This window comes from Tranquillimonas rosea (assembly GCF_900111315.1).
GTDB classification, from domain to species: Bacteria; Pseudomonadota; Alphaproteobacteria; order Rhodobacterales; family Rhodobacteraceae; genus Tranquillimonas; species Tranquillimonas rosea.
Map to the genome: position 1 here is coordinate 240016 of NZ_FOGU01000003.1, position 25666 is coordinate 265681.

General features: G+C 70.1%; 25 protein-coding genes and 1 pseudogene. 8 read left to right on the forward strand and 18 right to left on the reverse strand.

Annotated elements, in window-relative coordinates; all coding sequences use genetic code 11:
• The first annotated feature begins 22 nt into the window (after positions 1-22).
• The 5 genes from chlG to BMZ25_RS06300 all read left to right on the forward strand — a co-directional run bounded on the left by chlG (position 23) and on the right by BMZ25_RS06300 (position 4612).
• Complete coding sequence (chlG, locus tag BMZ25_RS06280; RefSeq protein ID WP_092690313.1) at positions 23-931, forward strand: chlorophyll synthase ChlG; 909 nt, start codon at positions 23-25, stop codon at positions 929-931.
• Positions 928-2211, forward strand: a complete 1284-nt coding sequence (locus tag BMZ25_RS06285; RefSeq protein WP_092690316.1) for a BCD family MFS transporter — start codon at positions 928-930, stop codon at positions 2209-2211. Before chlG ends, BMZ25_RS06285 begins: the two co-directional genes overlap by 4 nt.
• A 2-nt stretch (positions 2212-2213) precedes the next feature.
• Positions 2214-3395, forward strand: a complete 1182-nt coding sequence (locus BMZ25_RS06290; RefSeq protein WP_092690319.1) for a geranylgeranyl diphosphate reductase — start codon at positions 2214-2216, stop codon at positions 3393-3395.
• On the forward strand, positions 3392-3922 hold the full coding sequence (idi, locus tag BMZ25_RS06295; protein WP_092690325.1) for an isopentenyl-diphosphate Delta-isomerase: 531 nt from the start codon (positions 3392-3394) through the stop codon (positions 3920-3922). Before BMZ25_RS06290 ends, idi begins: the two co-directional genes overlap by 4 nt.
• A 192-nt stretch (positions 3923-4114) precedes the next feature.
• Positions 4115-4612: a L,D-transpeptidase gene (locus BMZ25_RS06300; protein ID WP_235859797.1), complete on the forward strand. Its 498-nt coding sequence runs from the start codon at positions 4115-4117 to the stop codon at positions 4610-4612.
• Between the two features lie 11 nt (positions 4613-4623).
• Here BMZ25_RS06300 and BMZ25_RS06305 read toward each other — a convergent pair whose 3' ends face one another.
• The 15 genes and pseudogenes from BMZ25_RS06305 to BMZ25_RS06375 form a co-directional block, all read right to left on the reverse strand.
• The gene (locus tag BMZ25_RS06305) at positions 4624-5853 is read right to left on the reverse strand and encodes a cytochrome P450 (RefSeq protein WP_092690331.1); all 1230 of its coding nucleotides are present in this window, start codon (positions 5851-5853) and stop codon (positions 4624-4626) included.
• Between the two features lie 74 nt (positions 5854-5927).
• Entirely contained in the window at positions 5928-6812 is an 885-nt protein-coding gene (gene purU, locus BMZ25_RS06310; protein ID WP_092690336.1) for a formyltetrahydrofolate deformylase, read from the reverse strand.
• 70 nt (positions 6813-6882) lie between these two features.
• Complete coding sequence (gene dxs / locus BMZ25_RS06315) at positions 6883-8820, reverse strand: 1-deoxy-D-xylulose-5-phosphate synthase (RefSeq protein WP_092690339.1); 1938 nt, start codon at positions 8818-8820, stop codon at positions 6883-6885.
• 195 nt (positions 8821-9015) lie between these two features.
• Positions 9016-9228 (reverse strand): RC-LH1 core complex protein PufX, encoded by a 213-nt coding sequence (gene pufX, locus BMZ25_RS06320; RefSeq protein WP_092690344.1) that lies wholly within the window; start codon positions 9226-9228, stop codon positions 9016-9018.
• Positions 9229-9241: 13 nt separating this feature from the next.
• On the reverse strand, positions 9242-10183 hold the full coding sequence (gene pufM, locus BMZ25_RS06325; protein WP_092690350.1) for a photosynthetic reaction center subunit M: 942 nt from the start codon (positions 10181-10183) through the stop codon (positions 9242-9244).
• Positions 10184-10195: 12 nt separating this feature from the next.
• The gene (gene pufL, locus BMZ25_RS06330; protein ID WP_092690353.1) at positions 10196-11026 is read right to left on the reverse strand and encodes a photosynthetic reaction center subunit L; all 831 of its coding nucleotides are present in this window, start codon (positions 11024-11026) and stop codon (positions 10196-10198) included.
• 107 nt (positions 11027-11133) lie between these two features.
• Positions 11134-11301, reverse strand: coding sequence for a light-harvesting antenna LH1, alpha subunit (pufA, locus tag BMZ25_RS06335; protein ID WP_092690359.1), 168 nt, complete (start codon positions 11299-11301; stop codon positions 11134-11136).
• Positions 11302-11311: 10 nt separating this feature from the next.
• Positions 11312-11461, reverse strand: coding sequence for a light-harvesting antenna LH1, beta subunit (gene pufB, locus BMZ25_RS06340; RefSeq protein WP_092690364.1), 150 nt, complete (start codon positions 11459-11461; stop codon positions 11312-11314).
• A gap of 115 nt (positions 11462-11576) precedes the next feature.
• The gene (gene pufQ, locus BMZ25_RS06345) at positions 11577-11810 is read right to left on the reverse strand and encodes a cytochrome PufQ (protein ID WP_092690371.1); all 234 of its coding nucleotides are present in this window, start codon (positions 11808-11810) and stop codon (positions 11577-11579) included.
• A gap of 98 nt (positions 11811-11908) precedes the next feature.
• Positions 11909-13351, reverse strand: a pseudogene (gene bchZ / locus BMZ25_RS06350) (chlorophyllide a reductase subunit Z); the annotation flags it as partial.
• A gap of 193 nt (positions 13352-13544) precedes the next feature.
• Entirely contained in the window at positions 13545-15071 is a 1527-nt protein-coding gene (gene bchY / locus BMZ25_RS06355; protein WP_092690379.1) for a chlorophyllide a reductase subunit Y, read from the reverse strand.
• 96 nt (positions 15072-15167) lie between these two features.
• Positions 15168-16169, reverse strand: coding sequence for a chlorophyllide a reductase iron protein subunit X (locus BMZ25_RS06360; RefSeq protein WP_092690384.1), 1002 nt, complete (start codon positions 16167-16169; stop codon positions 15168-15170).
• The gene (bchC, locus tag BMZ25_RS06365) at positions 16166-17107 is read right to left on the reverse strand and encodes a chlorophyll synthesis pathway protein BchC (protein ID WP_092690386.1); all 942 of its coding nucleotides are present in this window, start codon (positions 17105-17107) and stop codon (positions 16166-16168) included. Before bchC ends, BMZ25_RS06360 begins: the two co-directional genes overlap by 4 nt.
• Before the next feature lie 127 nt (positions 17108-17234).
• Positions 17235-18350: a methyltransferase gene (locus tag BMZ25_RS06370; protein ID WP_092690391.1), complete on the reverse strand. Its 1116-nt coding sequence runs from the start codon at positions 18348-18350 to the stop codon at positions 17235-17237.
• A 30-nt stretch (positions 18351-18380) separates the two neighbouring features.
• Positions 18381-19256, reverse strand: a complete 876-nt coding sequence (locus BMZ25_RS06375) for a polyprenyl synthetase family protein (protein WP_092690394.1) — start codon at positions 19254-19256, stop codon at positions 18381-18383.
• Positions 19257-19344: 88 nt separating this feature from the next.
• On the opposite strand from BMZ25_RS06375, the gene crtD reads away from it, so the two are divergent.
• Together crtD and crtC are read left to right on the forward strand one after the other, a co-directional pair.
• Positions 19345-20910 carry a 1-hydroxycarotenoid 3,4-desaturase CrtD gene (crtD, locus tag BMZ25_RS06380; RefSeq protein WP_092690397.1) on the forward strand — a complete coding sequence of 522 codons (1566 nt, stop codon included), beginning with the start codon at positions 19345-19347 and terminating at the stop codon, positions 20908-20910.
• Entirely contained in the window at positions 20898-21734 is an 837-nt protein-coding gene (gene crtC, locus BMZ25_RS06385) for a carotenoid 1,2-hydratase (protein WP_092690992.1), read from the forward strand. The genes crtD and crtC overlap by 13 nt, the downstream gene beginning before the upstream one ends.
• 6 nt (positions 21735-21740) lie before the next feature.
• Here crtC and tspO read toward each other — a convergent pair whose 3' ends face one another.
• From tspO to BMZ25_RS06400, 3 genes are read right to left on the reverse strand one after another with little or no spacing between them, the layout of a single operon-like run.
• Positions 21741-22199: a tryptophan-rich sensory protein TspO gene (tspO, locus tag BMZ25_RS06390; RefSeq protein WP_092690400.1), complete on the reverse strand. Its 459-nt coding sequence runs from the start codon at positions 22197-22199 to the stop codon at positions 21741-21743.
• Between the two features lie 32 nt (positions 22200-22231).
• A complete protein-coding gene (gene crtB / locus BMZ25_RS06395) occupies positions 22232-23254 on the reverse strand; it encodes a 15-cis-phytoene synthase (protein WP_092690406.1) in 1023 nt (340 codons plus the stop codon).
• Positions 23251-24810, reverse strand: coding sequence for a phytoene desaturase (locus BMZ25_RS06400; protein WP_092690409.1), 1560 nt, complete (start codon positions 24808-24810; stop codon positions 23251-23253). Before BMZ25_RS06400 ends, crtB begins: the two co-directional genes overlap by 4 nt.
• Positions 24811-24916: 106 nt before the next feature.
• Here BMZ25_RS06400 and crtA point away from each other — a divergent pair, with 106 nt between their 5' ends.
• Positions 24917-25621 (forward strand): spheroidene monooxygenase, encoded by a 705-nt coding sequence (gene crtA / locus BMZ25_RS06405; RefSeq protein ID WP_408033427.1) that lies wholly within the window; start codon positions 24917-24919, stop codon positions 25619-25621.
• Positions 25622-25666: the final 45 nt, after the last annotated feature.

Below are 25666 nucleotides of genomic sequence, written 5' to 3' on the forward strand. Positions count from 1 at the left end.
GGCTGTAAGCTTTAGTTGACACATGAGTGTCAGTAACGTGATACACCCCCGCCGTATGCCGGCGCCCGCCGCCCTGCTGGAACTGATCAAACCGATCACGTGGTTCCCGCCGGTCTGGGCCTATCTCTGCGGCGTCGTCTCGATCGGCGTCTCTCCCCTTTCGGCCTGGCCGCTGGTCCTGCTGGGCATGGTGCTGGCCGGCCCCGTCGTCTGCGGCATGAGCCAGGCCGCCAACGACTGGTGCGACCGCCATGTCGACGCGATCAACGAGCCCGACCGGCCGATCCCCTCGGGCCGCGTGCCCGCATCCTGGGCGCTCGGCCTCGCGCTGGTGATGAGCGGCGCCGCCCTTCTCCTGGGCTGGATGCTCGGACCGTGGGGGTTCGGGGCCACCGCGCTCGCCGTCGTCGCCGCCTGGGCCTATTCGGCGCCGCCGATCCGGCTGAAGCGGTCGGGCTGGTGGGGGCCGTCGCTGGTCGCGCTGTGCTACGAGGGGCTGCCCTGGGTCACCGGGGCCGCCGTCCTCGCCGCCGGGGCGCCGCCCTTCCCCGTGCTGGCGCTCGCGCTGCTCTACGCGATGGGCGCGCAGGGCATCATGCTGCTGAACGACTTCAAGGCCATGGCCGGGGACCGCGCCACTGGCATCAAGTCCATGCCCGTCCTCAAGGGCCCAGACATCGCCGCCCGCATCGCCTGCTCGGTGATGATCGTGCCGCAGCTGGTCGTCACGGTGATGCTGCTGGTCTGGGGCCGCCCGTGGCATGCGCTGGTCGTCGCCGCCCTGATCGCGACGCAGATCGTCGCGATGCGGCGCCTTTTGCGCGACCCCGTGGCGCAGGCCACCTGGTACAGCGGCATGGGCGTTCCGCTGTATGTTGCGGGCATGATGGCGGCGGCCCTCGCCGTCCGCAGCGTGGAGATCGGCCCATGACCCTGTCCTGGATGTCCATTGCCCGGCTCGGGCTGGTGCAGATGTGTCTCGGCGCCATCGTTGTGCTGACGACCTCGACCCTGAACCGCCTGATGGTGGTCGAACTGGCCCTGCCGGCGGTGCTGCCCGGCGCTCTCGTGGCGCTGCATTACGGCATCCAGATCACCCGCCCCAACTGGGGCTTCCTCAGCGACACCGGCGGCCACCGCACCCGCTGGATCGTCGGCGGCATGGCGGTGCTCGCGCTCGGCGGGCTGCTGGCGGCGGGCGGCGTCCTGGTGCTCGACAGCCACCTTGCCGGCGGGCTGGCCCTGTCGGCGCTGGCCTATGCGCTGATCGGCCTTGGCGTCGGCGCCTCGGGCACCTCTCTGCTCGCGCTTCTCGCCACCGCGACCGAACCGCGCCGCCGCGCCGCCGCCGCCACGATCACCTGGCTGATGATGGTCGCCGGGATCGCCATCACCGCCGCCTCGGTCGGCGCCGTGCTGGACCCCTATTCGCCGCAGCGCCTGATCCGCATCGTGGCGGTCGTCTGTGCCGGCGCGCTGGCACTGACCGTGCTGGCCGTCTGGGGCATCGAGCGGCGGATCGTCGCCCGCGCCCGGTCCGACCCGATGCCCTTCCGCCAAGGTCTGGCCGAGATCTGGGCCGAGCGGCGGGCCCGCAACTTCACCATCTTCGTGTTCCTCAGCATGACCGCCTATTTCATGCAGGAGCTGATCCTCGAACCCTATGCCGGGCTGGTGTTCGACTTTACCCCCGGCCAGTCCACCACGCTCTCGGGCGCGCAGAACGGCGGCGTGTTCCTGGGGATGCTGACGGTGGGCATCGCGGCTACCGGCCTGCGCCTCGGCAGCCTGCGGCACTGGGTCGTGGCCGGGTGCCTCGGCTCGGCCACCGCGCTGGCGGCGATCAGCGCGATCGGCCAGGCGGGCCTGCCGCTGCTGGTGCCGGCGGCGGTGGCGCTGGGGATCTTCAACGGCATGTTCGCCGTCGCCGCGATCGGCGCGATGATGGCGCTGGCCGGACAGGGCCGCGAGGCGCGCGAGGGCACGCGCATGGGCCTCTGGGGCGCGGCGCAGGCCATCGCGGCAGGGTTCGGCGGCCTGTTCGGCGCCGGCGCGGTCGATGTGATGCGCCAGGTGACGGGCGACGCCACCGCCTTCGGCGCGGTGTTCGTGTTCGAGGCGGCGCTGTTCCTCGCCGCCGCCCTCATGGCCGCGCGGATCATGGACCGCACGGCCCCACCCGCCCCGACACAACTGGTACCCGGAGAATGACCATGACATACGATGCCGTCGTCGTGGGCGGGGGGCCGTCCGGCGCCACCGCCGCCGAGGATCTGGCCCGCGCGGGCAAGCGCGTGGCCCTGTTGGACCGCGTCGGGCGGATCAAGCCCTGCGGCGGCGCGATCCCGCCGCGCCTGATCGTCGATTTCGACATCCCCGACAGCCAGCTCGTCGCGCGGATCACCACCGCGCGGATGATCTCTCCCACCGGGCGGCACGTCGACATCCCGATCGAGAACGGCTTCGTCGGCATGGTCGACCGCGAGCATTTCGACGAGTTCCTGCGCGCCCGCGCCGCCCGCACCGGCGCCCACCGCCACACCGGCACCTTCCTGCGGATCGAGCGTGACGGGGACGGCCCCCGCGTGATCTACCGCGATCGCGCCACGCAGGAAGAGCGCACGCTGGCGACCCGGCTGGTGATCGGCGCGGACGGCGCGCGATCCGAGGTCGCGCGGCAGGAGATGCCCGGCGGCAGCACGATCCCCTACGTCATCGCGTATCACGAGATCATCTCGGCCCCCGCGCCCACCGGAACATACGACCCCGACCGGTGCGACGTCGTCTATGACGGGCGGATCAGCCCGGATTTCTACGGCTGGGTCTTCCCCCACGGCGCGCAGGCCAGCGTCGGGATGGGCACCGCCGTCAACGGCGTGAACCTCAAGACCGCCACCGCGGCGCTGCGCGAGGCCGCGGGGCTTGCCGGGTGCGATACGATCCGGCGCGAGGGCGCGCCGATCCCGCTCAGGCCGCTCGACCGCTGGGACAACGGCCACGATCTCGTGCTGGCGGGGGACGCGGCGGGCGTCGTCGCGCCCTCCTCGGGCGAGGGGATCTATTACGCGATGGTCGGTGGCCGCGTCGCGGCGACGGCGGCGCTGTCGGCACTGGTCACCGGGCGCCCGCGCGACCTGTCCACCGCGCGCAAGATGTTCATGAAAGAGCACAAGACCGTGTTCAAGGTGCTCCGCTCGATGCAGGACGCCTATTACAAGTCGGACGAGCGGCGCGAACGCTTCGTCTCGCTCTGCCACGATGTCGACGTTCAGAAGTTGACGTTCGAGGCTTACATGAACAAGAAACTCGTCACCGCCCGCCCGATGGCGCATCTCAGGATCGGGCTCAAGAACATCGCCCACCTGACGCGCCTCGTGCCGGAAGCCTATACATGACGCCACCCATCCCCGCCTGGCAGGACGGAACGCTGACACCCACAGACAAGCTCGAGGTGCATCGCCGCGGCCTGCGCCACAAGGCGGTGTCGGTGTTCGTCATGCGCGGGGACGAGACGCTGCTGCAACGGCGCGCGCTCTCCAAGTATCACACGCCGGGCCTGTGGGCGAATGCCTGCTGCACCCACCCCCTATGGGACGAACCGGCCGAGCTCTGCGCCCGCCGCCGCCTGCGCGAAGAGCTGGGCCTGACCGGCCTGTCGCCGGTGCCCCACGGCCGCGTCGAATACCGCGCGCCGGTGGGCGACGGCCTGATCGAGCACGAGGTCGTGGACCTCTTCGTGGCCGAGGCCGGCCCCGCGACCACCCCCATCCCGAATCCTGACGAGGTCGCCGAGACACGGTGGATGACGCTTGATTCGCTCGGCGAAGAGATCGCGGCCACGCCCGAAAAGTTCACGCCTTGGTTGCGAATCTACCTCCGCGAGCACGCCTTTCAGCTGTTTCCGACGCTGACTCGGGCCTGAATCGCGCGGATTCGGTCACGTCTCTGTCAGGACTCACGTCTTTTTACGCCCATCGTGGGACCCATCCGGCGTCCACGCGTTAAGTTCGGATAAATAAGCCAAGAAGAGTTACGCCTGCAGATGCAAAGCCGCCGCCAATTCCTGACTTCCGCTGCCGCCCTAGGATTGCTGCCCACGGGCGCGCTCGCGCATATGGGTCCCCCGCACGACTCGCCCCAGAGCTTCGAGCCCCGCAACGTCGATGTCCGCGACGACGCCGAGGTCGGGTCGATCCACGTCGTTCCGCAATGGTTCGTCCTGTATTACGTCACCTCCCCCGGCCGCGCGATCGAGTATCACACCGCGGTGGGCGAGGCCGGTCGCAACCTGACCGGCCGCGTAACGGTGAAGCGCAAGGAGGAATGGCCCTCCTGGACGCCGACCCAGAACATGATCCGGCGCGAGCCCGAGATGTACGGCAAGTATGCCGACGGCGTGCCCGGCGGCCCCGAGAACCCGCTCGGCGCCCGCGCGCTCTACCTCTATCGCGGCGGCCGCGACACGATGTACCGCATCCACGGCACGCCGCAGCCCTGGACCATCGGCACCGCCGTCTCGTCGGGCTGCATCCGGCTGAAGAACGAGCACATCATCGACCTCTACAATCGGGTCGAGATAGGCGCCCCAGTCCGCATCTACCCGCCGATCTGAGGCGCGAACGCTCAGCGCCGGGCAATCCGCGACAGGGGCATCCCGCCCCGCGGCAGCCCCGGCAGCCGGCGGTAATCCAGGTCCAGCTTCTGCTCGGGCACGTCCCAGTCCAGCTCCTCGACGAAGAAGCGGGCAGCCACACGCATCATCCGTTCCGTCAGCCACTCGCCCGAACAGCGGTGCCCGGTGGCATGGTCGCCACCGCCCTGCGGGATCATCTCGAACGGCCCCGGCGTATGCCCCTCGAACCGCGACGGCGCAAAGCGGTCGGGGTCGTCCCAGACGCGCGGGTCGCGGTTTGTGCCCCAGACGTCCAGAAGCACCAGCCGGTCCGCGGGAAAGGCATGGCCCTGCCATTCGAACGCGCGGGTGGTGCGGGCGCCCAGCATCGGAAAGAACGGGTAGAGCCGCCGCACCTCGGTCACGAACCGCTTCAACGAGGCGTCGTCCGTGTCCGGCGCCTCCTCGACGGCCAGAGCGTGCAGCACGAAGACCAGCCAGTCGCCCACCGCCGTGATGGGCCGCAGCACGTTGAGGAATTCCACCCCCGCCACCTCGGACGGCAGCAGCGCGCCCTCGGCGTCGCGCCAGTCGGCGATGATGGCAAGCGGGCTGTCCGCCGGCGGCGTCGCCAGCCCGGCCCGCACCGCATCCACAAGGTCACGCGCCCAGGTGTCGGCGCGGCGGCGGTCCAGCCGTGCGGCCCAGTAGACCGGGCCGGCGCTGCCCGCCTGCTCGAACATCGACTGCAACTGGTCGCGGCGCCGGGTCATGTCGGGCTCGGGCCCCAGCCCGCACCACGTCGCCGCCACATCGGCCACCAGCCCCACCAGCGCGTCGTGCATCTCGACCTTGCCGCGCTCTTCCCAGGCGGCCGCGCGGATGCGCAGCTTGTCCAGCAGCAGCGTCTCCATCTCGGCCATCCGCTCGGGCGTCATGAAGGACAGGTGCATCGCCTTGCGGTGGGCGTGCACCGCCCCGTCGAGCCCCTGCACCCCGCCCTCGCCGAAAAGGAGCTTGCGGATCCGGTCGGGCAGCGCCCCCGCCCGCCGGAACCGGTCGGTATCGTAGAACAATTCGGCCGCGGCGGCGCCGTGCAGGCAGATCGTCGGCTCCATCAGCACGCGCGTGGCGAAGAGGTCGCTGCCGTGAGCCCGGCAGCGCGCCGAGATGAATCTGTAGGGATCGGCGCGCAGTTGCAGCGTGGCATCCGGCGCGCGATCGGCGGGTATGTCGGGCATGGCCGCTCCGGTCGCGGGTTTGGTCTCGGGACTCCAACGCCCCACCGCGACCACGGGTTGCGCCGCGCGGCGCCTCAGGTCGGCGGCTCGGGCGCGAAGCTGCCGGGGCTCGCCGGGAACACCACCGTCTTGTCGCCGTTCTGAAACACCCGCTGGTAGATATGGGCATGCACCGCGCGCGCCAGCACCTGGCTTTCCACGTCGCGCCCGATGGCCACGTAATCGGCCGCCGACTGTGCGTGGGTCACGCGGGCGATGTCCTGCTCGATGATGGGCCCCTCGTCGAGATCGGCGGTGACGTAGTGCGAGGTCGCGCCGATCAGCTTCACCCCGCGATGATACGCCTGCTTGTAGGGGTTGGCGCCCTTGAACGAGGGCAGGAACGAGTGGTGGATGTTGATGATCCGCCCCGACATCTTGCGGCACAAATCGTCGGACAGGACCTGCATGTACCGCGCCAGCACGACCAGCTCGGCGCCCGTATCCTCGACAATGCGCATCATCTGGGCCTCGGCCTCGGCCTTCGTCTCGGGGCGCACCTTGATGTAATGGAAGGGAATGTCGTGGTTCACGACCTCCTTCTGGTACTCCAGATGGTTCGAGATCACGCCCACGATGTCCATCGGCAGCGCCCCGATCCGCCAGCGGAACAGCAGGTCGTGCAGGCAGTGTCCGAACTTGGACACCATGATCAGCACCTTCATCCGGCTTTTCGAGTCATGGAACGCGTAGGTCATGCCGAACGGCTCGGCCACCGCGGCAAAGCCCTCGTCCAGGGTCGACGTCGTCGTGCCCTTCTCGCTGTCGAAGGCGATCCGGGTAAAGAACTGCCCGGTCTCCTTGTCGTCGAACTGCGCGCTGTCGGTGATATTGCAGCCGGCTTCCGACAGATACGTCGAGATCGCCGCCACGATGCCCCGGCGCGAGTCGCACTGCACCGTTAGGATGCCCTGTTCCATGCCTGATCCTGCCCCGCTTACTGGTCCGTCCGACCGCTATCGCCGGGCAGGCGATCCGCCGCAAGCGCGTCTACGCCCTTTGACGGTCGAAATGCGGCGCGGCGACGCCCAGCGCCTCCATCGCGGTGGCGGCGATGTCCTGCGCGCCCAGTCCGGCGGCGGCGTACATCTCGGCCGGGCTCGCCTGGTCGATGAACCGGTCGGGCAGCGTCATCGTCCGGATGCGCAGCCCGGTATCGAGCGCGCCGGTCGCCGCCAGGTGATGCAGGACATGGGCGCCGAAGCCGCCCTGCGCGCCCTGCTCGACCGTGACCAGCGCGGCATGCCCGGTCGCGAGCCGGGAAATCAGGTCGGTGTCCAGCGGCTTGGCGAACCGCGCGTCGGCCACCGTGACCGAGATGCCCCGCGCCTCCAGCGCCTCGGCGGCGGCGATGCATTCGCCCAGATGCGCGCCGAAGGACAATAGCGCCAGCGTCGTCCCTTCGCGCACCACCCGGCCCCGGCCGATCTCCAGCGGGACGCCGCGCTCGGGCAGGTCGACGCCCGCCCCCTCGCCCCGCGGATAGCGGAACGCGATCGGGCCGCTGTCATGCGCGGCGGCGGTGGCCACCATGTGCATCAGCTCGGCCTCGTCCGCCGCCGCCATGACAGTAAAGCCCGGCAGGTTCGCCAGGTAGGCCACGTCGAACGCCCCGGCATGGGTCGCCCCGTCGGCGCCCACCAGCCCGGCGCGGTCGATGGCGAAGCGGACCGGCAGCCGCTGCAACGCCACGTCGTGCACCACCTGGTCATAGGCCCGCTGCAGGAAGGTCGAGTAGATCGCGCAGAACGGCCGCATCCCGGCCGCCGCCAGCCCTGCGGCGAAGGTCACGCCGTGCTGCTCGGCGATGCCCACGTCAAAGACGCGGGCCGGGAACCGCTCGGCCATGATGTCCAGCCCGGTCCCTGACGGCATCGCCGCCGTGATGCCGACGATGCGCTCGTCCTCGGCGGCAAGGTCGGTCAGCGCGCGGCCGAACACCTTGGTATAGGCCGGGGCGTTCGGCGCCTTCTTGGTCTGCGCGCCGCTGGCGACGTCGAACTTGGCCACGCCGTGATACTTGTCCGCCGCGTGTTCCGCGGGGGCATAGCCTTTGCCCTTGACCGTGCAGCAATGGATCAGCACCGGCCCCGAGGTCCGCGCCCGCGCCGCCCGCAGCACCGGCAGGAGCTGCCCCATGTCGTGCCCGTCGATCGGCCCGATATAGCTGAAACCCAGTTCCTCGAACAGCGTGCCGCCGCCGGGCATCCCCGTCACCAGTTGCCGCGCCCGCCGCGCACCCTCGCGGAGCGGTCCCGGCAGCGCCGCCTCGAACCCCTCGGTCATCTGCTGCAGCGCCGCGGCGGGCGGGCTGGCGTAAAGCCCCGAGAGATAGCGCGACATCGCCCCCACCGGCGGTGCGATGGACATCTCGTTGTCGTTGAGGATCACGAACAGCCGGCGCCCTTGGCTGCCGGCATTGTTCAGCGCCTCGTAGGCCATGCCGGCACTGATCGCACCGTCGCCGATCACCGCGATCGCGTCTCCCGTCGCACGCCCGAACTCCCGCGCGGCGGCAAAGCCCAGCGCGGCCGAGATCGAGGTCGAGGAATGGGCCGCGCCGAACGGATCGTGCTCGGATTCCGCCCGCTTGGTGAACCCCGACAGCCCGTCCTTCTGCCGCAGGGTCCGGATGCGCCCTCGCCGGCCCGTCAGCACCTTGTGCGGATAGCACTGGTGCCCGACATCCCAGATCAGCTTGTCGAACGGCGTGTTGAACACCGCGTGCAGCGCCACGGTCAGCTCGACCACGCCCAGGGACGATCCCAGGTGTCCGCCGGTGACCGACACCGCGTCGATCACCTCGGCGCGCAGTTCCCCCGCCAGCCGCGCGAGTTCGGCGTCGCTCAGGGCCTTCAGGTCCGATGGGCCGGCCACGCGGTCCAGTGTGGGTGTGGGTGTGGGTGTGGATGTGGGTGTCGGTGTCATCGTCGTCCTCCCGTGGCGGCGATCCTGCGGGCGAACGCAAAGCGCGCCGCAGGGAGTTGGCCCTGCGGCGCCAGTTTCCTGTAGCCAACAGGAAGGGAACCGGGGCCTGGGGCCCCTTACCGCGTCCGCCTTGGCGGGCGCGATCCCGGCGGGGACGCGGGCGGCAACCGCCGTCGCGCGCCCCGTCGTCTCTCGTCAGGCCAGGCCCGTGACCCGCAGCCCCGCGTCCAGCGCGGCATAGGGGTCTTCGGGCAGCAGGCGCGAGATCACCTTGAGGATCAGGATGAAGGCGATCGCGGCGGCCAGGACCAGCGCGGCATAGGCCGCGCCGACCGTCATCTGGGTGAAGATCCAGGCCCCGAGGCCCGGCCGTTCGTTCTCGAGGTACCAGGGCAGCTTGTCGGACATCGTCTCGTCTCCTTCAGTTGCCGGGCAGATAGTTGGTGTCCGAGGCATAGCCGTGATCCAGCGCCCAGACGTACCAGTTGTCGACGACGGTGCCCGTCAGCAGGATGCCGATCCCGCCGGTGAGCGTGGTCAGCACTGCGAACCACCAGGCCCAGCGGTGGATGCCCTCCATCGTCGCGTTGAACCCCATGGTCCAGCGCCAGAACAGCCCCGCCCGCTCCGCCGCCGTGCCGCGGTCGGCGATCTGCTCCAGCTCGCGGTCGCCGCCGAACCGGCTGACCGCCAGGATCGTCGCGCCGTGCATCGCGAACAGCAGCGTCGAGCCGTAGAGGAACACGATCGAGAGCGCGTGGAACGGATTGTAGAACAGGTTGCCGTAGGTGAGGCTGAAGAGGTTGGTCCAGTCCAGGTGCGGGAAGATCCCGTAGGGCACCGCCTCGGACCACGATCCCATCAGGATCGGCCGGAACAGCCCGAGCACCAGGAACAGCCAGATCGCGCTGGCGAAGGCCCAGCAGACATGCTTGCCCATCTTCAGCTGCACCGCCAGCATGTAGGACCGCACCCACCACGTCAGCACCGAGATCAGCAGGAAGAAGCTGGCGATCAGCCATAGCCCCCCCTCCTTCAGCGGCGGCGCCACGGACAGGCCGTATTCCGGCGGTGGCGGCTCGAGCGCCATGTAGAACAGATCCCGGACGAACACCGCCGGATTGTAATCCGCCTGCCCCCAGAACGAGGCGCCGACCAGGAAGAACCAGATCGACCCGGTGGCAAGCGACACCACCCCGAACGGACCCAGGTAGATCGGCCCCAGCTGCGCGTTGCCCAGCCAGCCCACGAGGGGGCTGAAGCCAGCGGTCTTGGTGCGGTCGCGCAGGTCGGTGTCCTCGACCATGCCCATCTCGGGCGGTCCCTGGACCTGCACCTGGCTGAAGATGTTCTGATACGCCATGTCTTTGCCTCCCTACAGGTCCGCCCACCAGGGCAGGTTCAGCCACCAGTCCCACCAGACGATCCACTGGTCGAACCAGACGGTGCCCGAGATCACGATGCAGACCGCGCTCCAGAACCCGGCGTTCAGCGCCAGCAGAAGCCCCAGCCGGTGAATCCCGAGCGGTCCGATGGAATAGCCGATGAAGTCCCGGAAGAACGTGTCCTCGTGGTCGGGCTGCTTCATCGCGGTCCCCTTCTCGGGGTTGGCCGCCGACAGGATCAGCGACCCGTGCAGCGCCAGCGCCAGCGTCGTCGTGAAGAACAGCGACACCGCCAGCATGTGCGCCGGATTGTAATGGAAGTTGCCGTAGAGGTAGCCGGTATAGCTTACCCAGTCGAGATGGCTGAAGATGCCGTAGGGAAAGGCGTGCCCCCAAGCCCCCATCAGCACCGGCCGGATCACCACCAGCGTGGTATAGGCCAGGATCGCGACGCCGAAGGCGAAGGGCACGTGATAGCCGATCCCCAGCTTGCGGCAGATCTCCACCTCGCGCATCAGCCACGAGATGAACGCGCCGTGGGCGCAGATCGTGATGACCTGCCACAGCCCGCCCTCGTCCAGCGGCGCGGGCGCCAGCCCGTATTCCAGCGACGGCGGGTTGATCGAGATGATCCAGGGGTTCCACACCCCCTGCATCGCCGCGCCGTAAAAGATCAGGACCGTCCCGAGCAGCGCGAAGAACGCCGTCGTGACCCCGAAGAAGCCGACATAGAACGGCCCGACCCAGAAATCGAACAGGTCGCCGCCGACGAGCGTGCCGCCCGGCACGCGGTATTTTCGTTCGAAGCTGAGCAGGGCCATGCTTCATTCTCCCTGTTGGGCCCGGCTGGGCGCCGGGATCGTCCGTAATGCCGGATCGCCGCGGGCGGGGCCGGCCCGCCCGCGGCCTGCGTCTCGGCCGACCGGCCTCAGCCCCCGTTGGCCGCGCGCTCGGCGGCCAGCTGGAACCAGTTGAAGTGCTCGGTCGACAACAGGACGAGATGGATCATCGCCGCCAGCAGGAAGAGGAACACTCCCTGTGCCACGAAGACGCGGCGTGGATCGAAGATCAGCCAGATCTTGTAGAACTTAGCCATTTCTCTCTCCTCAGAACCACGGACGCCAGATGAACACCGCCAGGTGAGCGACAAGGGCCACGGCCGTGAACAGCCAGAGCCCGCTCATGTAGACGGAATGCAGTTCCTGCGCCTGCTCGTCGGTTAGACCTGTGAACGACAGGTCGGTTCTATCAGCCATGTACTCTCCTCCGGATCGTCATGCTGACGCCGCGGGGCCCCGCGGCCGGGTTCCGGCGGGCTCCCCCACCGGCTTCCCCCCGGCCGCGGACGGCCGGGGAAACACGTCACCGCCCTCAGGCGGAAAAGATCATCGGCGTGATGATCCGCGCCTGGCTCCAGGCCCGCGCGACCGGCCCGCGCTCGGGCAGCCGCAGCTGCCGCAGCGCGGTCAGTCCCCAGGTCAGCGCCGCCAGCGGCAGCGTCGCCAGGAAGATCACCGCGAAATAGACCGCGAACTCGGTCCGGGGCGCGGCCCTGCGGGCCCGTGCCGCCGGCATCATCGGCGTGTCGGTGGTCATGTCGGTCATGTCTGTCCTCCTTGCTGGACATGGCGCGGGGGCTTTGCCCCGCCCGGCTCGCGCGGCGTGCTCTCCGCCGTCTTCTGGTGTGGATCGGGGGCGGCCTCGGGCGACAGCGCGGCCACGGTCTCGCGGACGACGCGCGCGTCGCCCTGGGCCAGCGCCGCCCGCTCGGCGGCATCGCGAAAGCTCTTGGCGGCCGAGATCCGCGTCAGCACCGGATGCGCGGCGACGATGCGGTCCAGCTCGGCCTGGGCGTCGGCGTCCCACGGCATGTCGCGGCGCAGGGCAGTCGGCGTGGCGTCGACGGCATCCATGTCGCTGCCCAGGGGCAGGATGTGGAACAGCGCGTCGAACAGGCTGTTGCAGACCTCCTGCAGCAGGTAGGTCGCCCCGGCATAGCCCATGAACGGCGTGCCCGTGGCCCGCCGGATCGCCGCGCCGGGAAAGCTCGCCGGCAGGAATTGCGGCCGCGGCCCGTGCCCGGCGGCCAGCTCGGCCAGGTACATCTTCTCGTTGATCGAGCCCAGCACGACCAGCGGCCGCTCGCGGCCCAGCGCGGCGCGCACCGCCTCGCTGTCGGTCTTCTTGCCCCGGCACCGCGCCACGGCCAGCGCGCAGGGCAGACCCAGGTCGCCCTCGAGATAGTTGCGCACCCCGCGGGTATAGGTCTCGTTGGCGACGATGGCGAAGTTCGCGGTGGCGAAGAAATCCTGCGTGACAGACCGCCACAGGTCCCAGACCGGCTTGATCGTCGAATGCTTCTCGCGCGCGATGAAGGGTTCGGGGTCCAGCCCCAGCAGATCGCCCAGCCGGCGCAGGAACAGCGTGGTCGAGTCGATGCCGATCGGCGCCTGCAGGTAGGGCTTGCCCAGAACCTCGGCCAGGCCCCGGCCGAACTCGCGGTACATGCAGATGTTGACGTCGGCATTCACCAGGTGGCGCATCTCGGCCAGGTGCGCGCCCAGCGGCATCACCATGTTCACCTCGGCGCCGATCCCCTCGACCAGCCGGCGGATCTCGGCGAGGTCAGAGGGCATGTTGAAGGTGCCGTACATCGGCCCGAGGATGTTCACCCGCGGTGCCGCGCCCTCGTCGCGCGCGGTCTCCTTGGGCATCCGTCCCTTGGTCATTCCGAACTCGGTGAACAGCCAGGTCATCGCCCGGTCGGCCGATTCCCACTGGTCCTCGTCGATGGTGCGCGGCAGGAACCGCTGCAGGTTTGTCCCCTGCGGCGTGACGCCCCCGCCGATCATCTCGGCGATCGACCCGGTGACCACGACCGCCGGCAGCGCGGGGTCCAGCGTCTTCCAGGCCCGCGTCATCGCGCCCTCGGTGCCGTCGCGGCCCAGCTCCTCCTCGCCGAGTCCGGTGACGACGATCGGCAGTTCGTGCGGCGGCAGACCGTCGGTGTAGTGCAGCACGCTGGTCACCGGCAGGTTCTCGCAGCCCACGGGCCCGTCGATCACCACCTGCAGCCCCTTCACCGCGCAGAACGCGTAGACCGCCCCCCAGTAGCCGCCCGCCCGGTCGTGATCCGTCACCAGCATGACGCACCTCCCGCCAGGCTAATACCGGCCCGCCCATGGCGCGCTCGGCCCCATCCTTCTTCTGCCCGGAAATATCCAGAACCCGCCGGCCCGGCACAGGCACCGCGCCCGCCGGCCCGGGCGCCCGACCGCACATCGTATGCCGCCCTGTGCACGCTCCGTGCACACCCTGTGCATGCCTCGTGCATCGCCATCAGATCATCTCCTCGGCCTTGCGGGCCTTTGCCTGGCGCTCCAGCTTGCGCTGGTTCAACGCCCTGAAATCCGGGCGCAAATTCGGCTCGCCCTCCCAGATCCCGGCACTGTCCTCGGTGCCGACCCCCTCGAAGAAGGCCCGCATCCGCTGCATCCGCTCCCGGTTGCCGATCGCCCCCCGCACGACCTCCGCCAACCCCCCGGCGGCGGCGCCCATGAGCGGTCGCGCCGAGATGAGGTTCGTGAAGTAAAGCGCCGGAATTCCTAGCTCTTTCGCCTTCTGGACTACCGGCGTCGTGCCGATCGCAAGGTCCGGACGAACGCCCTCCATTGCGGCCAGGTCGTCCTCCAGGGACGCCCGGAACACCACCCGGACCCCCTGCGCCTCCAGCCACGCCGCATCCACCTCCGCCGCCGCCGTCCGCGCACAGGCCGTGCCCACATACGGCACCCGCGCCCCGCTCTCGATCAGCAGCCGCGCCACCAGAAGCTCCGAGCCCTCGTAGCCCGACAGCGTGATCGTCCCGTCGATGTGCGCCGCCTTCAAAGCCTCTCGAATCAAGGGGATAGCCGCGTTCTGCGCCGCCGCCACATGGTCTGCGGACAACCCGAACGCCGCGCCGATCGCGGCCAGCCAATCCGCCGTGCCGTCGAGTCCCACCGGCGCCGAGCCCACCACCGGGCGCCCCGCCGCCTCGAATTCCCTGAGCGCCGCGGTGTAGAACGGATGTACCGCCGCCACCGCCCCGCAATCCAGCGCGCCATACAACTCGCGCCACTCCCGGCACGGCACCACCGGCCCCGCTGCCAGCCCCATCGGCGCCAGCAATTGCCCGATCACTACCGGGTCCGCCGGGAACATCTCGCCTAACAGCGTCACGCTCGGCCGGTCCGACACCCCCGACACGGGCCGCGCCACCGGCCCCGCCTCGATCTCGCGACGGGCATAGTTCAGCATCGCCCCCGCCAGCACGTCCTTCGCCTCCGCATGGGTCGGCACCCCGAACCCCGGCACGTCGATTCCGACGATCCGGACACCGTTGATCTCGTCCGGCAGCAGCCGAAGCGGCACGCCGGAGGCGGTCGGCACGCACAGATTGGTCACCACGATCGCGTCGTAACGCGCCGGGTCCGCCAGCGCGTGTACGCTCTCGCGGATGTCCTCGAACAGCTTTCCCGTCACCAGCGTCTCGGAATCGAACGGCACGTAGCCGACCGACCGCCGCGCGCCGTAGAAATGCGACACGAAGGTCAGCCCGTAGACACAGCAGGCCGAGCCCGACAGGACCGTCGCCACACGCCGCATCCGCAGGCCCACCCGCAGCGATCCGAAGGCCGGGCACATGCTCTGGGGCTTGTCGTGCGGACCCTGGGGGTAGTCCGCGGCATACCGGTCGAGCACTTCCGACTGCCCCGCCGCGCGGGCCGCGCGCTCCATCTCTGCGGCGCCGCCGTGGCACCCCGTCGCTCCGGTGGCTGTCGCCTCCGTCTGTCCGTCAGCGTCGCAGGACTTGTCCTTCGCCATCACGCCCTCACTTCTTCTGTCCGAAAATATCCCGGGAGGGTCCGGGAGGGCGGCGCCCTCCCGGCGGATCGGATCGCGTCAGCGATCCGAAGATCGTCACGCGTCGTCATAGATCACCTCGAGGCTTTCCCGCTTCGTGGCGTACTTGCCGCGCATGTCCGCGTCGGTCGCGGGCTCCAGCACGATGCCGCCGCCGACCTCGTCGGAATCGAACAGCGCCAGCAGACCGTCCTGGTCCAGCGGCTCGGGGCGCACCGGCGGAGCGGCCGAGACCTGCTCGGCCAGCCCGGCGAACAGGTCGCCCCAGCGCGAGGCCGCGCTGCCGACGATCTGATAGTTCGCGGATTTCTTGCGCAGGTCGTCGTCCTGCGGGATCGACGCCAGCAGCGGCACGCCCACCGTCTCGGCAAAGGCCTGCGCCTCGCCCGAACCGTCGTCCTTGTTGATGACCAGCCCCGCGACGCCGACATTGCCCCCCAGCTTGCGGAAGTACTCCACCGCCGAGCAGACGTTGTTGGCGACATAAAGCGATTGCAGGTCGTTCGACGCGACCAGGATCACCTTCTGAGCCATGTCCCGCGCGATCGGCAGGCCGAAGCCGCCGCAGACCACGTCGCCAAGGAAATCGAGCAGCACGTAGTCGAAGTCCCAGTCGTGGAAGCCCAGCTTCTCCAGCAGCTCGAAGCCGTGGATGATCCCGCGCCCGCCGCAGCCCCGGCCCACTTCGGGCCCGCCCAGCTCCATCGCGAAGACGCCACCGCGCTTGAAGCAGACATCGCCGATGGCGACCTCCTCGCCGGCGAGCTTCTTCTTCGTCGAGGTCTCGATGATCGTGGGGCACGCCTTGCCGCCGAACAGCAGCGAGGTCGTGTCCGATTTCGGGTCGCAGCCGATCAGCAGGACGCGTTTGCCCTGCTCGGCCATCATGTGGCTCAGGTTGGCGAGCGTGAACGATTTCCCGATCCCGCCCTTGCCGTAGATCGCGATGATCTGCGTCTGTTTCGTGGGCTCTTCGGAGATCAGATCGGCGAGGTCCTCGTTGGCCTCGTCGCGCAGACGCTGGTCGAAGTCCTTGAGGTTCGGAACGTCGAGGGTCATGCGGTACCTTTCCAGTCCAGGATCATTTTCAGGCAGGCGGGATCCGTGAACGCGGTGCCGTATGCCGCGCCCGCCTGGTCTGCCGGCAGGGTATGGGTGACGAGACCGCCGAGAGAGAGCGCGCCGGCATCGATCAGCGCGCGGGTCGCGGCCATGTCGTCGGCCGTCCACTCGGCGGCGACGCGCAGGCGCGCCTCCTTCATGAAGGCGGGCGGGAAAGCGAATTGCAGCGGCGCGGCGTAGAAGCCCGCCAGAACGACCTCGCCCCCCCGCGCGATACGGCCGATCAGGCTGTCCAGCATGTCGGCCCGGCCGCTCGCGTCATAGATGCTGCGATAGTCGCGGCGGGCGTCGTCCTCGGGCGCGATCACGTCATAGCCGGCGGCTCCGTCGCGCCGGGCGGGATCGATCTCCCACACGACGGGGGGCTGGCCGCCCGCGGCAAGGGTCAGCCGCGCGAGCAGCCGGCCGAGCGTGCCGTGACCGACAATCAGTTCGGGAAGCGTGTGGTCGAAGCCGGCCAGCGCGTGCCGGGCGGTCGCCGCCAGCGCCAGCAGCGCTCCTTCGGCCCCCAGCGCCGGGTCGACCGGCGTGACCCGCGACTCGGGCGTCACAAGCAGGCTGGCCGCACCGCCGAAAAGGCCGCGCGCGCCGTCGAAGCAGTTGGCCCCCGGCACGAAGACGCGGGCGCCGGGGCGCAGGGTGGTGCCAGCTCCGGCCTCGACCACCTCTCCCACCGATTCGTAGCCCGGCACCAGCGGGTATCCCATGCCAGGAAAGGGCGGCATCGTGCCGTCCCAGAACAGCTTTTCGGTTCCCGTGGAGATGCCTGACGACGCGATCTCGATGACGAGATCGCCCGCGGCGGGGGCAATGAGGTCAAGGGCGCCCAGGTCCAGCTGCTGCGGTCCCTGCAGGATAACGGCATTGGTCTGCATCGCGCGTGCCTCCCCGCTGTTGGTGCCCCGGTTGGCGGCCGGTCCGATGGACCGAGCCACTCGTAAGCTCATGTGTCAGTTTAACCTTACACTTCTTTATGTCAATCTAAACAGACATTGAAGACTGTCAGTCCTGGCTGACAGGCTTCCACGCCTCGACGACGGAGGTCACGAAAGGCCGTGTGGTAGGGCGATGGCGTACGGCTCCGAACCCCGCCGCGCGGAGCGCCGCCGCGATCTCGTCAGCCGACCGGGCCCGCCCTGTGCGCATCGCCAGGGTGTAGGTCGCGAAATAGACGTCGCCTGCCGATTCGGGCCGGGCGCCGCCGGACATCGGCTCGCTCACGATCACCCGTCCGCCGGGCGGCAGCGCGTCGTGGACGCGCACCAGAAGCGCGCCGACCGTATCGTCGCCGTGATCGTAAAGCACCCGGACCAGGCTGATCGCATCCGCGCCACGCGGCAGCGACTCGTCGCGGAAAGAGCCGCTTTCCAGCGCTATCCGGCCGTCCAGACCGTGCGCCGCAAGAGCCTTCCGCGCGACGGGCGCCACCTGCGGCAGGTCGAACAATGTGAGGTCAAGCGCGGGATACCTGGCGGCGACCGCCCTGAGGAAGGCGCCCGACCCGCCGCCCACATCCATCAGGTGTCGCACCCCGCGCAGTCTGACCGCGTCGAGCGTCTCGTCTGCGACAAGGCCCTGGCTGTCGCTCATCAGCGCCGAGTACCGCGCGGCCTGCGCGTCGTCCGCGCCCTCGGCGCCAAGGACATAGGGCCAGAAATGCGCCAGCTCGGTCTCTGTCTCGCCGCGGAAGAACGCGACCGGGTCGGACAGATCGCGATACAGAACCGCGTGGTGCGAGATCATTGCAGTCAGCCCCGGCACGCCCATAAGGGCCGCACCGCGGCGCGCGGTCATGTAGCCGTCCCCGCGCCGGTCGAGCAGCTTCAGCGCCGCGCCCGCCTGCAAGAGAACCCGTGCCCGGTCGCGCGGCAAGCCACGGTGCCGGGCGACCGCGTCGGCGTCGAGCCGGTCCTCCATGAGCAGCTCGAAAATCTCGAACTCCACCAGGGCCGCAAGGCATTGCGACTGCACGAAGCCCGAGACCAGCCCGAACAGCGCGGTGCCCTCGTGTCCTGAGATGCGGCGGACCAGCGGCCACCTGGCGGCCCATGCCTGGAACCGGGGAGACGCCACGAGCCGGTTGCGCAGCGCCGCCCAGCCCGGGCGGCTGCGGCGCATCGGCAGTCCGAGATCAGCCACGCGCCCCGCTCATTCGCCCGGAACCGTGCGGCGCGCACCCTGCGGCACCAGACGGTCGGCATAGGCCCGCACCATCCCCGCCAGGGCGGCCTCGCCCGCACAGGAGGGGATCGAGGCAATGGCACCGGAGAGGATGTCGTCGAGCCGCGACATGGCTCCGGCCACGCCAAGCTCGGCAACCGCGTTCGGCCGGCCGTGCAGGTCGTCCTGGTGACAGGGCTTTCCCAGCTGCCCCTCGTCACAGAGCGCGTCGCGCAGGTCGTCGGCCACCTGGAAGGCCTCGCCGATGCGCGCGCCGAGCTCGGCCCAGGGCTCCGGCTCCTGCCCGGCGGCGGCGGCGCCCATCTGCGTCGCCGCGATGAACAGCGCGCCGGTCTTGGCCCGGTGATAGGCCGAGAGGTCGATTCGGGGCTCGCTCTCCCAGCCCTGGCCGGCGCAGATGCCGCCGGGCATTCCGGTGCGCGCCGCCAGCAGGCGGACAAGCTCCATCCCGCGCAACGGCCCGTCCGGCGCGGCCCGGGCCAGGACCTCGAAGGCCAGCACGATCAAGCTGTCGCCGGTCAGCAGCGCCAGCGGTTCGGAATAGGCGCGATGCACGCTGGGCTTGCCCCGCCGCAGGTCGGAATCGTCGAAACACGGCATGTCGTCATGCACGAGGCTGGCGCAGTGGATCAACTCAAGCGCGGTGGCGGCGGCATTGGACAGCGCCGGCCGGTCGTCGCCGCAGGCCATCGCCACGCTCAAGAGGATCGTCGGCCGGATGCGCGCGCCGCCGGGTGTCACCGCATAATCCAGCGCCGAGCCAAGCTGCGGCGGCGCGTCTGCGCCATGCGCCGAGCGGAGGGCCGCCGCGACGGCGGTTTCGATGCGGGCGTTGAGCGACATGGCGGGCCTCCGACAAAGTGTCACAATATTTGGACACATACTGTAAATCAGTCTGGACACTTAGGCGCTGCAAGTCAACAATCGCCGCATGGCAACGCGACCTGACCGCATCGTGGTGATCGGCGCCGGGCTGGGCGGCCTCGCGGCCGCGCTTCGGCTGGCCCATGCGGGATGCGCGGTGACCGTCCTCGACTTGCACCAGACGCCCGGGGGAAAGGCCCGGCAGATCGACAGCCCTGCCGGGCCCGTCGATGCCGGGCCGACGGTGCTGACGCTGCGGGGCGTGTTCGACGACCTTTTCGAAGAGACGGGCGCGCGGCTGGACGACCATGTGGTCCTGACGGCCGAGCCGCTGCTGGCGCGCCATCACTGGCCCGACGGCGCGTCACTGGACCTGTGGTCCGACGAGGCGCTCAACGTCGAGGCCGTCGATGCCCTTGCCGGCGCGAAAGAGGCGGACGGCTTCCGGCGGTTCTCGGCCGAAGCACGCGCGCTCTATGCCGCGTTTGACGCCCCGGTGATGCGCGCCCCGGCGCCCTCGCCTTTCGGGATCGCCCGAGCCCTGATGGGACGGCCGGGGCTGACGCCGGCCCTGATGCCGGGTCAGACCCTGGCCAGACGCCTGCGCCGTCACTTTGCCGATCCGCGCCTGCGTCAATTGTTCGGACGATACGCCACCTATGTTGGCGGCACGCCGGCCCGCACTCCGGCACTGCTGTCGCTGATCTGGCAGGCCGAGGCCGGCGGTGTCTGGCGGGTCGACGGTGGGCTCCATGCACTCGCCCGCGCTATCGCCGCGCGCGCCGAGACGCTGGGCGCGCGCATCCTCTACAGCACCACGGCGACCGGGATCGAACGGCGCGAGGGCACGGTCACGGCGGTGGAGACGGCCGACGGCACCCGCCTGCCCTGCGACGCGGCGCTGTTCAACGGCGATCCGGAAGCGCTGCGCACCGGCATGGTGCAGGGCGCGACAGACGCCGTTACGCCCCGGCAGGCCCGGCGGCGCAGCCTCTCGGCCAGTGTCTGGGCCTTCGCAGCGAAGGCGAGCGGCGTTGATCTGGCCCATCACAACGTCTTTTTCTGCGCCGATCCCGCCGACGAGTTCGATCCGCTCGACCGTGGCGCCCCGACCGGGGCGGCGACGCTCTATGTCTGCGCCGAGGATCGCGGCACCGGCCTGACGCCGCCCGACCTCGAACGCTTCGAGATCATCATGAACGCTCCGCCCCTGCCCGGCGGCGCCGAGGAGGAGCCCCCGACATGCCGCTTTCGCACCTTTCCCGCGCTCGCCCGCCACGGGCTGACCTTCACGCCGCCCCCGCCGGACAGCGCCCTGACGACGCCGCAGGGGTTCGAGACGCTGAGTCCCGGCAGCGCGGGGGCACTCTACGGTCTCAGCCCTCACGGGATGATGGCGGCATTCCGCAGGCCGACGGCCCGAAGCCGGATCGCCGGGCTCTACCTGGCGGGGGGCGGGGTGCATCCGGGGCCGGGGGTGCCGATGGCGACGCTCTCGGGCCGGCACGCGGCCGCGGCGATACTGAGCGACCGGCCTTCGACGTCGACGTCCCGCCGGACGGCTACGCCTGGTGGTACGTCGACGGCCTCAGCGACGACGGCACCCGCGCCGTCAGCGTCATCGGCTTCATAGGCTCGGTCTTTTCGCCCTGGTACCGCTGGTCTGGCCGGCGCGAACCGCAGAACCATTGCTGCCTGAACGTCGCCACCTACGGGCCCGGCGGGCGGTTCGCCATGACCGACCGCGGCCGCGCCGCCCTGAAACAGAGCCGGGACACGCTGCGGATCGGGCCATCGGCGATGGCATGGCGGGGCGGACGGCTGGAGATCGACATCGACGAGATCGCCGCCCCGCCCCTCGTCTCGCGCCTTCGCGGGCGGATCGTGCTGACCCCAGCCGCCATGACCGACCGCGAGCTGACGCTGCACCCCAACGGCGCGCATGTCTGGCGCCCCTTCGCGCCGACCGCGCGGATCGAGGTCGATCTGGGCCGGGGCTGGCAATGGGGCGGGCACGGCTACTTCGACGCCAATTTCGGCCGCCGCGCGCTGGAGGACGATTTCAGCTACTGGACGTGGGGGCGGTTCCCGCTGCGCGACGGGGCGGCCTGCTTCTACGACGCGACGCGGCGGGATGGCTCCACGCTGGCGGTCGGGTTGCGCTTCGGCCCGGACGGCCGCGCCCATCGCCTGCCGCTGCCGCCGAAGACGCCGCTGCCCCGTTCGCTCTGGGCCGTGCGGCGCGAGACACGGGCGGATGAAGGGCACGGCGCGCGGCAGGTGAAGGCGATGCTGGACGCCCCGTTCTATACGCGATCGGCCGTGCGCACGCGAATCTGCGGCGAGGACACGACCGGCGTGCACGAAGCGCTCGACCTCGACCGGTTCGCATCGCCCTGGCTCAAGCCGATGCTCGCCGTACGTGTCCCCCGGCGGGCGGGGTGGCGGTTCGACTGACCGCCCTCAGGCGTAAGCGGGGTTGCGGCGCAGGACGCTGGCGTTCAGCCCGCCGGCGATCGTGACCCAGACGAGGTAGGGCACGAACATCAGCCCGGCCCACAGGTCGAGCCGCAGGAACGCCACCATCGTCGCCGCGACGGCCAGCCACAGCACCCCAATGATGATCAGTGCCGGGCGCATCCGACGCAGCCCGAAAAAGATCGGCGTCCAGAGCGTGTTGTAGGCGATTTGCATCGCCCAGAGCCCCAGCGCGACGCCGCTGCCGTCGAGCGGCGCGACCCGTGCCGCCGCCGCCGAGATCAGCAGGTACAGCACCGTCCAAGTCACCGGAAAAACCCAGTTCGGCGGCGTCCATGTCGGCTTGTCGAGCGCCCGGTACCACTCGCCCGGCTGGAACATCGAACCCGTGGTGGCCGAAGCCCCGCAGACGACGAGGAAAAGGAGAAACAGAATCCAGAACATGAGCGATACTTTAGCGCCCCGTACGCCCGCGGCTAGCCCGCACGCGCACGGTCCTGCGCTTCGAGCTGGGCAAAGAGGGCGATCATCGCACCGGCCCTGCCCTCGCCCCATGTCGGGACCTCGGGCGCGCGCTGCGCCGCGGCCTCGACCAGAAACGCCGTTTCGGGCAGCGGCGGCGCATACAGCACCGCCGAGCGCGGCATGACCGAACCAAACGCCGCCCGCCCCACCGACAGGCCCAGCCAGCCGACCTTCTGCCGGCGGCTCGTCCGACCCCGCCAGCTGACCGAATCGTAGCCGTTGCGCACGATGGCCCCGCCGATCCCCGCATAGATGTGGCGTGCGGCGAAAATCCCCGGACGCGCCCCGCGTGGCAGCAGGGCGATCCCGGCCTCGGACCGGGCATAGAGCCCATCCGCCTCGCGCAGGAGCCGGCGCACCATGGCGCGGATCGGGTCGGTGGGCAGCGGGTCGGCGAAGAAGCTGCGCGGGTCGATCCCGGCCTCGGCCAGCCAGTCCGCCGGCAGGTAGATCCGTCGGGCGCGGGCATCCTCGCCCACGTCGCGTGCGATGTTCGTCAGCTGCATCGCCACGCCGAGGTCGCAGGCACGAGCCAGCGCGTGCGGATCGCGGACGCCCATCAGAACGCACATCATCGCCCCCACCGCCGCCGCGACCCGCGCGGAATAAGCCCGCAGGTCCGACAGCGAGGCATAGCGCCGGCCCGTCGCATCCCAGGCCAACCCTTCCAGCAAAGCCTCCGGCAGGGCACGCGGCATGTCGTGGTCGGCGATCACCGCGGCAAAGGCCCGGTCCGCCGGAGCGTTGCGCGGCCGCCCCTGGTAGGCCAGGTCCAGCCGGTCGCGCAGCCGAAGCACCGCGGCGGCCTTTTCCTCGTGCAGGTCCACCGCGTCGTCGGCGAGCCGGCAGAAGGCGTAAAGCGCCAGCGCCGGGTCGCGGATCTCGGACGGCAGCAGGCGCGAGGCTGTGTGGAACGACAGCGAGCCGTGACGGATCGCGGCGCGGCAATGCTCAAGGTCTCTCGGGTCGATCATTCCGCGGCCACCTCCATCTGTTGCGGCAGCGGCCGCGCCTCGGGCACGAGCTGATCCAGCACCTCGGCCGACGAGATGACCCCCGGCAGACCGGCCCCCGGATGCGTACCGGCGCCGACCAGGAACAGGCCCTGCGCCTCTTCGCTGACATTGTGCGGGCGGAACCACGCGGATTGCAGGATCCGCGGCTCGATCGAGAAGCCGCTGCCGTGGGGCGAGAGATACCGGTCGCGGAATGTCTCGGGCGTGAACACGCGGCTGGCCGAGAGATGCCGCGACAGGCCCGGCAGCGGGCCGTCCTCGAGCACCCGGCAGACCTGTTCGCGATAGGGTTCGGCCATCGCCGCCCAATCCACCCTGTCGGCATGGCCCAGATGCGGCACCGGCGACAGGGCATAGAACGTGTCGCCCCGCGCGGGCGCGCAGGAGGGGTCGGTCACCGAGGGGCGGTGAAGATACAGGCTCATATCTTCTGACAGACGCCCCTTAAGAAAGATGTCGCGCAAGAGCCCGGCATAGCGCGGCCCGTTGAGGATGGTGTGGTGGCCGACATCCGGCCACAGGTCCCGCGTGGCGGAGGTGCCGAAATACCAGACGAACAGCCCCATCGACCACCGCGTGCGGCGCAGGCGCGGCGGCGTCCAGCGCCGCCGTTCATGGTTGCGCAGCAGCCGGTCGTAGGTGTGGCCCGCATCCGCGTTCGACACCACGACGTCCGAGCGCAGCACTTCGCCCCCGCTCAGCCGGACGCCCCTGGCACGGCCCTTGTCCACCAGGATCTCGTCGGCCTCGACGCCCAGCCGCAGCTGCCCGCCCTGCCGCTCGACCATATGGGCCATCGCGTCGGCGATCGCGGCCACGCCGCCCATCGCGTAGTGCACGCCGAACGCCTTCTCGAGATGGCTGACGAGGATGTACATCGAGGTCACGTTCATCGGATCGCCGCCGATGAACAGCGGGTGGAACGAGAACGCCATCCGCAACCGCTCGTCCCGGAAGCGCCGCGCCGCATGGGCATAGACCGACCGGTCGGCCCTGAGGCGCGCGAAGGCGGGCAGGACTCGGAACAGATCGGCCAAGCGATGCATCGGGCGCCGGCCGAGGTCTTCGAAGCCGATCCGGTAGCGCAGCTCGCTGTCGCGGAGGAACGTCTCATAGCCCCTCGCGTCCGCCGGCGAGAGACGCGCGACCTCGGCCCGCATCGCGTCGGTGTCGGCGCGGGCGGTGAAGCGCGATCCGTCGGGCCATCGGATCTCGTAGAACGGGTCGAGCGACCGCAGGTCGACATCTGCGTCGAAGTCGCCGCCGCACGCCGTCCAGAGGTCGCGGAACAATTGCGGCACCGTCACGATCGTCGGCCCGAGGTCGAACCTGTGGCCGTCCACATGCAGCGCCGTGCCGCGCCCACCCGGTGTCTCGAGCCGGTCCAGCACCGTGACGCGATAGCCCTTGGCGCCAAGCCGCATCGCGGCGGCGAGGCCGCCAAGCCCGGCCCCCACGACCAGCGCCGGCGGACGATTGGACGCCGGGGCGTCGGGGGGGAGTCGCGTTTGCATTTCTCGATGCTAGCCATGTCCAGTTAAGTTGACAATCTCCCTCTTTTCCTTTGCATGCGCCTCAATCGGTGTCAGTGTAGGCTTACACATTACCGGAGGACTCGCCATCCAGACCGTCACGCTCAGCGTCCATCGCTTCGACACCGCCGCCGCCCGGCTCTGGGCGGTGGGGCAGATGGCGTTGGCCCGTCGGGACATGGCCCGCCTGCCCGGTTGCAGCTTCTGGAAGCTCTGCGGCTCGGGTGGCGAGAACTTCGCCGCGCCGGACCCGTCGATCTGGGCGATCCTCGCGGCCTGGCCCGACGCCACCACGGCAGAGCGGCAGGTTGAGGATGGCGCGCCCTTTCACCGCTGGCGCCGCCGCGCGGATGAGACGTGGACCGTGTTTCTCGCCCCGACCAGCGTGCGCGGCCACTGGAGCGGACACACACCGTTCGCCGCAGGGAGTGCCGAGGTCGCGGGGCCGATCGCCGCGCTGACGCGCGCCACGATCCGCCCGTCGAAGCTTCTGCGGTTCTGGCGGCGCGCGCCCGAGATCTCCACCATGATCGCCGCCAATCCCGATGTCCTGTTCCGGATCGGGCTGGGCGAGATCCCGGTGCTGCACCAGGTCACCTTCTCGATCTGGCCGGACACCGACAGCATGGCCCGTTTCGCCCGCGCGGGCGGGCCCCATGCCCGCGCCATCCGCGCGGTGCGCGAGGGCGGCTGGTTCGCGGAAGAACTTTACGCCCGCTTTGCCGTGACCGGCGAACGCGGCAGCTGGAACGGAACCCCGCCGCTCGCGCGGCCCCGGCGGGAGGCGGCCTGACCATGCCGCTGCCTGCGACCACGGACGACGGCATCCCATGCCCCT

Coding starts and splice junctions, on each gene's coding strand:
- chlG (WP_092690313.1), top strand. CDS start 23: ATGAGTGTCAGTAACGTGATACACCCCCGCCGTATGCCGGCGCCCGCC.
- BMZ25_RS06285 (WP_092690316.1), top strand. CDS start 928: ATGACCCTGTCCTGGATGTCCATTGCCCGGCTCGGGCTGGTGCAGATG.
- BMZ25_RS06290 (WP_092690319.1), top strand. CDS start 2,214: ATGACATACGATGCCGTCGTCGTGGGCGGGGGGCCGTCCGGCGCCACC.
- idi (WP_092690325.1), top strand. CDS start 3,392: ATGACGCCACCCATCCCCGCCTGGCAGGACGGAACGCTGACACCCACA.
- BMZ25_RS06300 (WP_235859797.1), top strand. CDS start 4,115: ATGGGTCCCCCGCACGACTCGCCCCAGAGCTTCGAGCCCCGCAACGTC.
- BMZ25_RS06305 (WP_092690331.1), bottom strand. CDS start 5,853: ATGCCCGACATACCCGCCGATCGCGCGCCGGATGCCACGCTGCAACTG.
- purU (WP_092690336.1), bottom strand. CDS start 6,812: ATGGAACAGGGCATCCTAACGGTGCAGTGCGACTCGCGCCGGGGCATC.
- dxs (WP_092690339.1), bottom strand. CDS start 8,820: ATGACACCGACACCCACATCCACACCCACACCCACACCCACACTGGAC.
- pufX (WP_092690344.1), bottom strand. CDS start 9,228: ATGTCCGACAAGCTGCCCTGGTACCTCGAGAACGAACGGCCGGGCCTC.
- pufM (WP_092690350.1), bottom strand. CDS start 10,183: ATGGCGTATCAGAACATCTTCAGCCAGGTGCAGGTCCAGGGACCGCCC.
- pufL (WP_092690353.1), bottom strand. CDS start 11,026: ATGGCCCTGCTCAGCTTCGAACGAAAATACCGCGTGCCGGGCGGCACG.
- pufA (WP_092690359.1), bottom strand. CDS start 11,301: ATGGCTAAGTTCTACAAGATCTGGCTGATCTTCGATCCACGCCGCGTC.
- pufB (WP_092690364.1), bottom strand. CDS start 11,461: ATGGCTGATAGAACCGACCTGTCGTTCACAGGTCTAACCGACGAGCAG.
- pufQ (WP_092690371.1), bottom strand. CDS start 11,810: ATGACCGACATGACCACCGACACGCCGATGATGCCGGCGGCACGGGCC.
- bchY (WP_092690379.1), bottom strand. CDS start 15,071: ATGGCGAAGGACAAGTCCTGCGACGCTGACGGACAGACGGAGGCGACA.
- BMZ25_RS06360 (WP_092690384.1), bottom strand. CDS start 16,169: ATGACCCTCGACGTTCCGAACCTCAAGGACTTCGACCAGCGTCTGCGC.
- bchC (WP_092690386.1), bottom strand. CDS start 17,107: ATGCAGACCAATGCCGTTATCCTGCAGGGACCGCAGCAGCTGGACCTG.
- BMZ25_RS06370 (WP_092690391.1), bottom strand. CDS start 18,350: ATGCGCCGCAGCCGCCCGGGCTGGGCGGCGCTGCGCAACCGGCTCGTG.
- BMZ25_RS06375 (WP_092690394.1), bottom strand. CDS start 19,256: ATGTCGCTCAACGCCCGCATCGAAACCGCCGTCGCGGCGGCCCTCCGC.
- crtD (WP_092690397.1), top strand. CDS start 19,345: ATGGCAACGCGACCTGACCGCATCGTGGTGATCGGCGCCGGGCTGGGC.
- tspO (WP_092690400.1), bottom strand. CDS start 22,199: ATGTTCTGGATTCTGTTTCTCCTTTTCCTCGTCGTCTGCGGGGCTTCG.
- crtB (WP_092690406.1), bottom strand. CDS start 23,254: ATGATCGACCCGAGAGACCTTGAGCATTGCCGCGCCGCGATCCGTCAC.
- BMZ25_RS06400 (WP_092690409.1), bottom strand. CDS start 24,810: ATGCAAACGCGACTCCCCCCCGACGCCCCGGCGTCCAATCGTCCGCCG.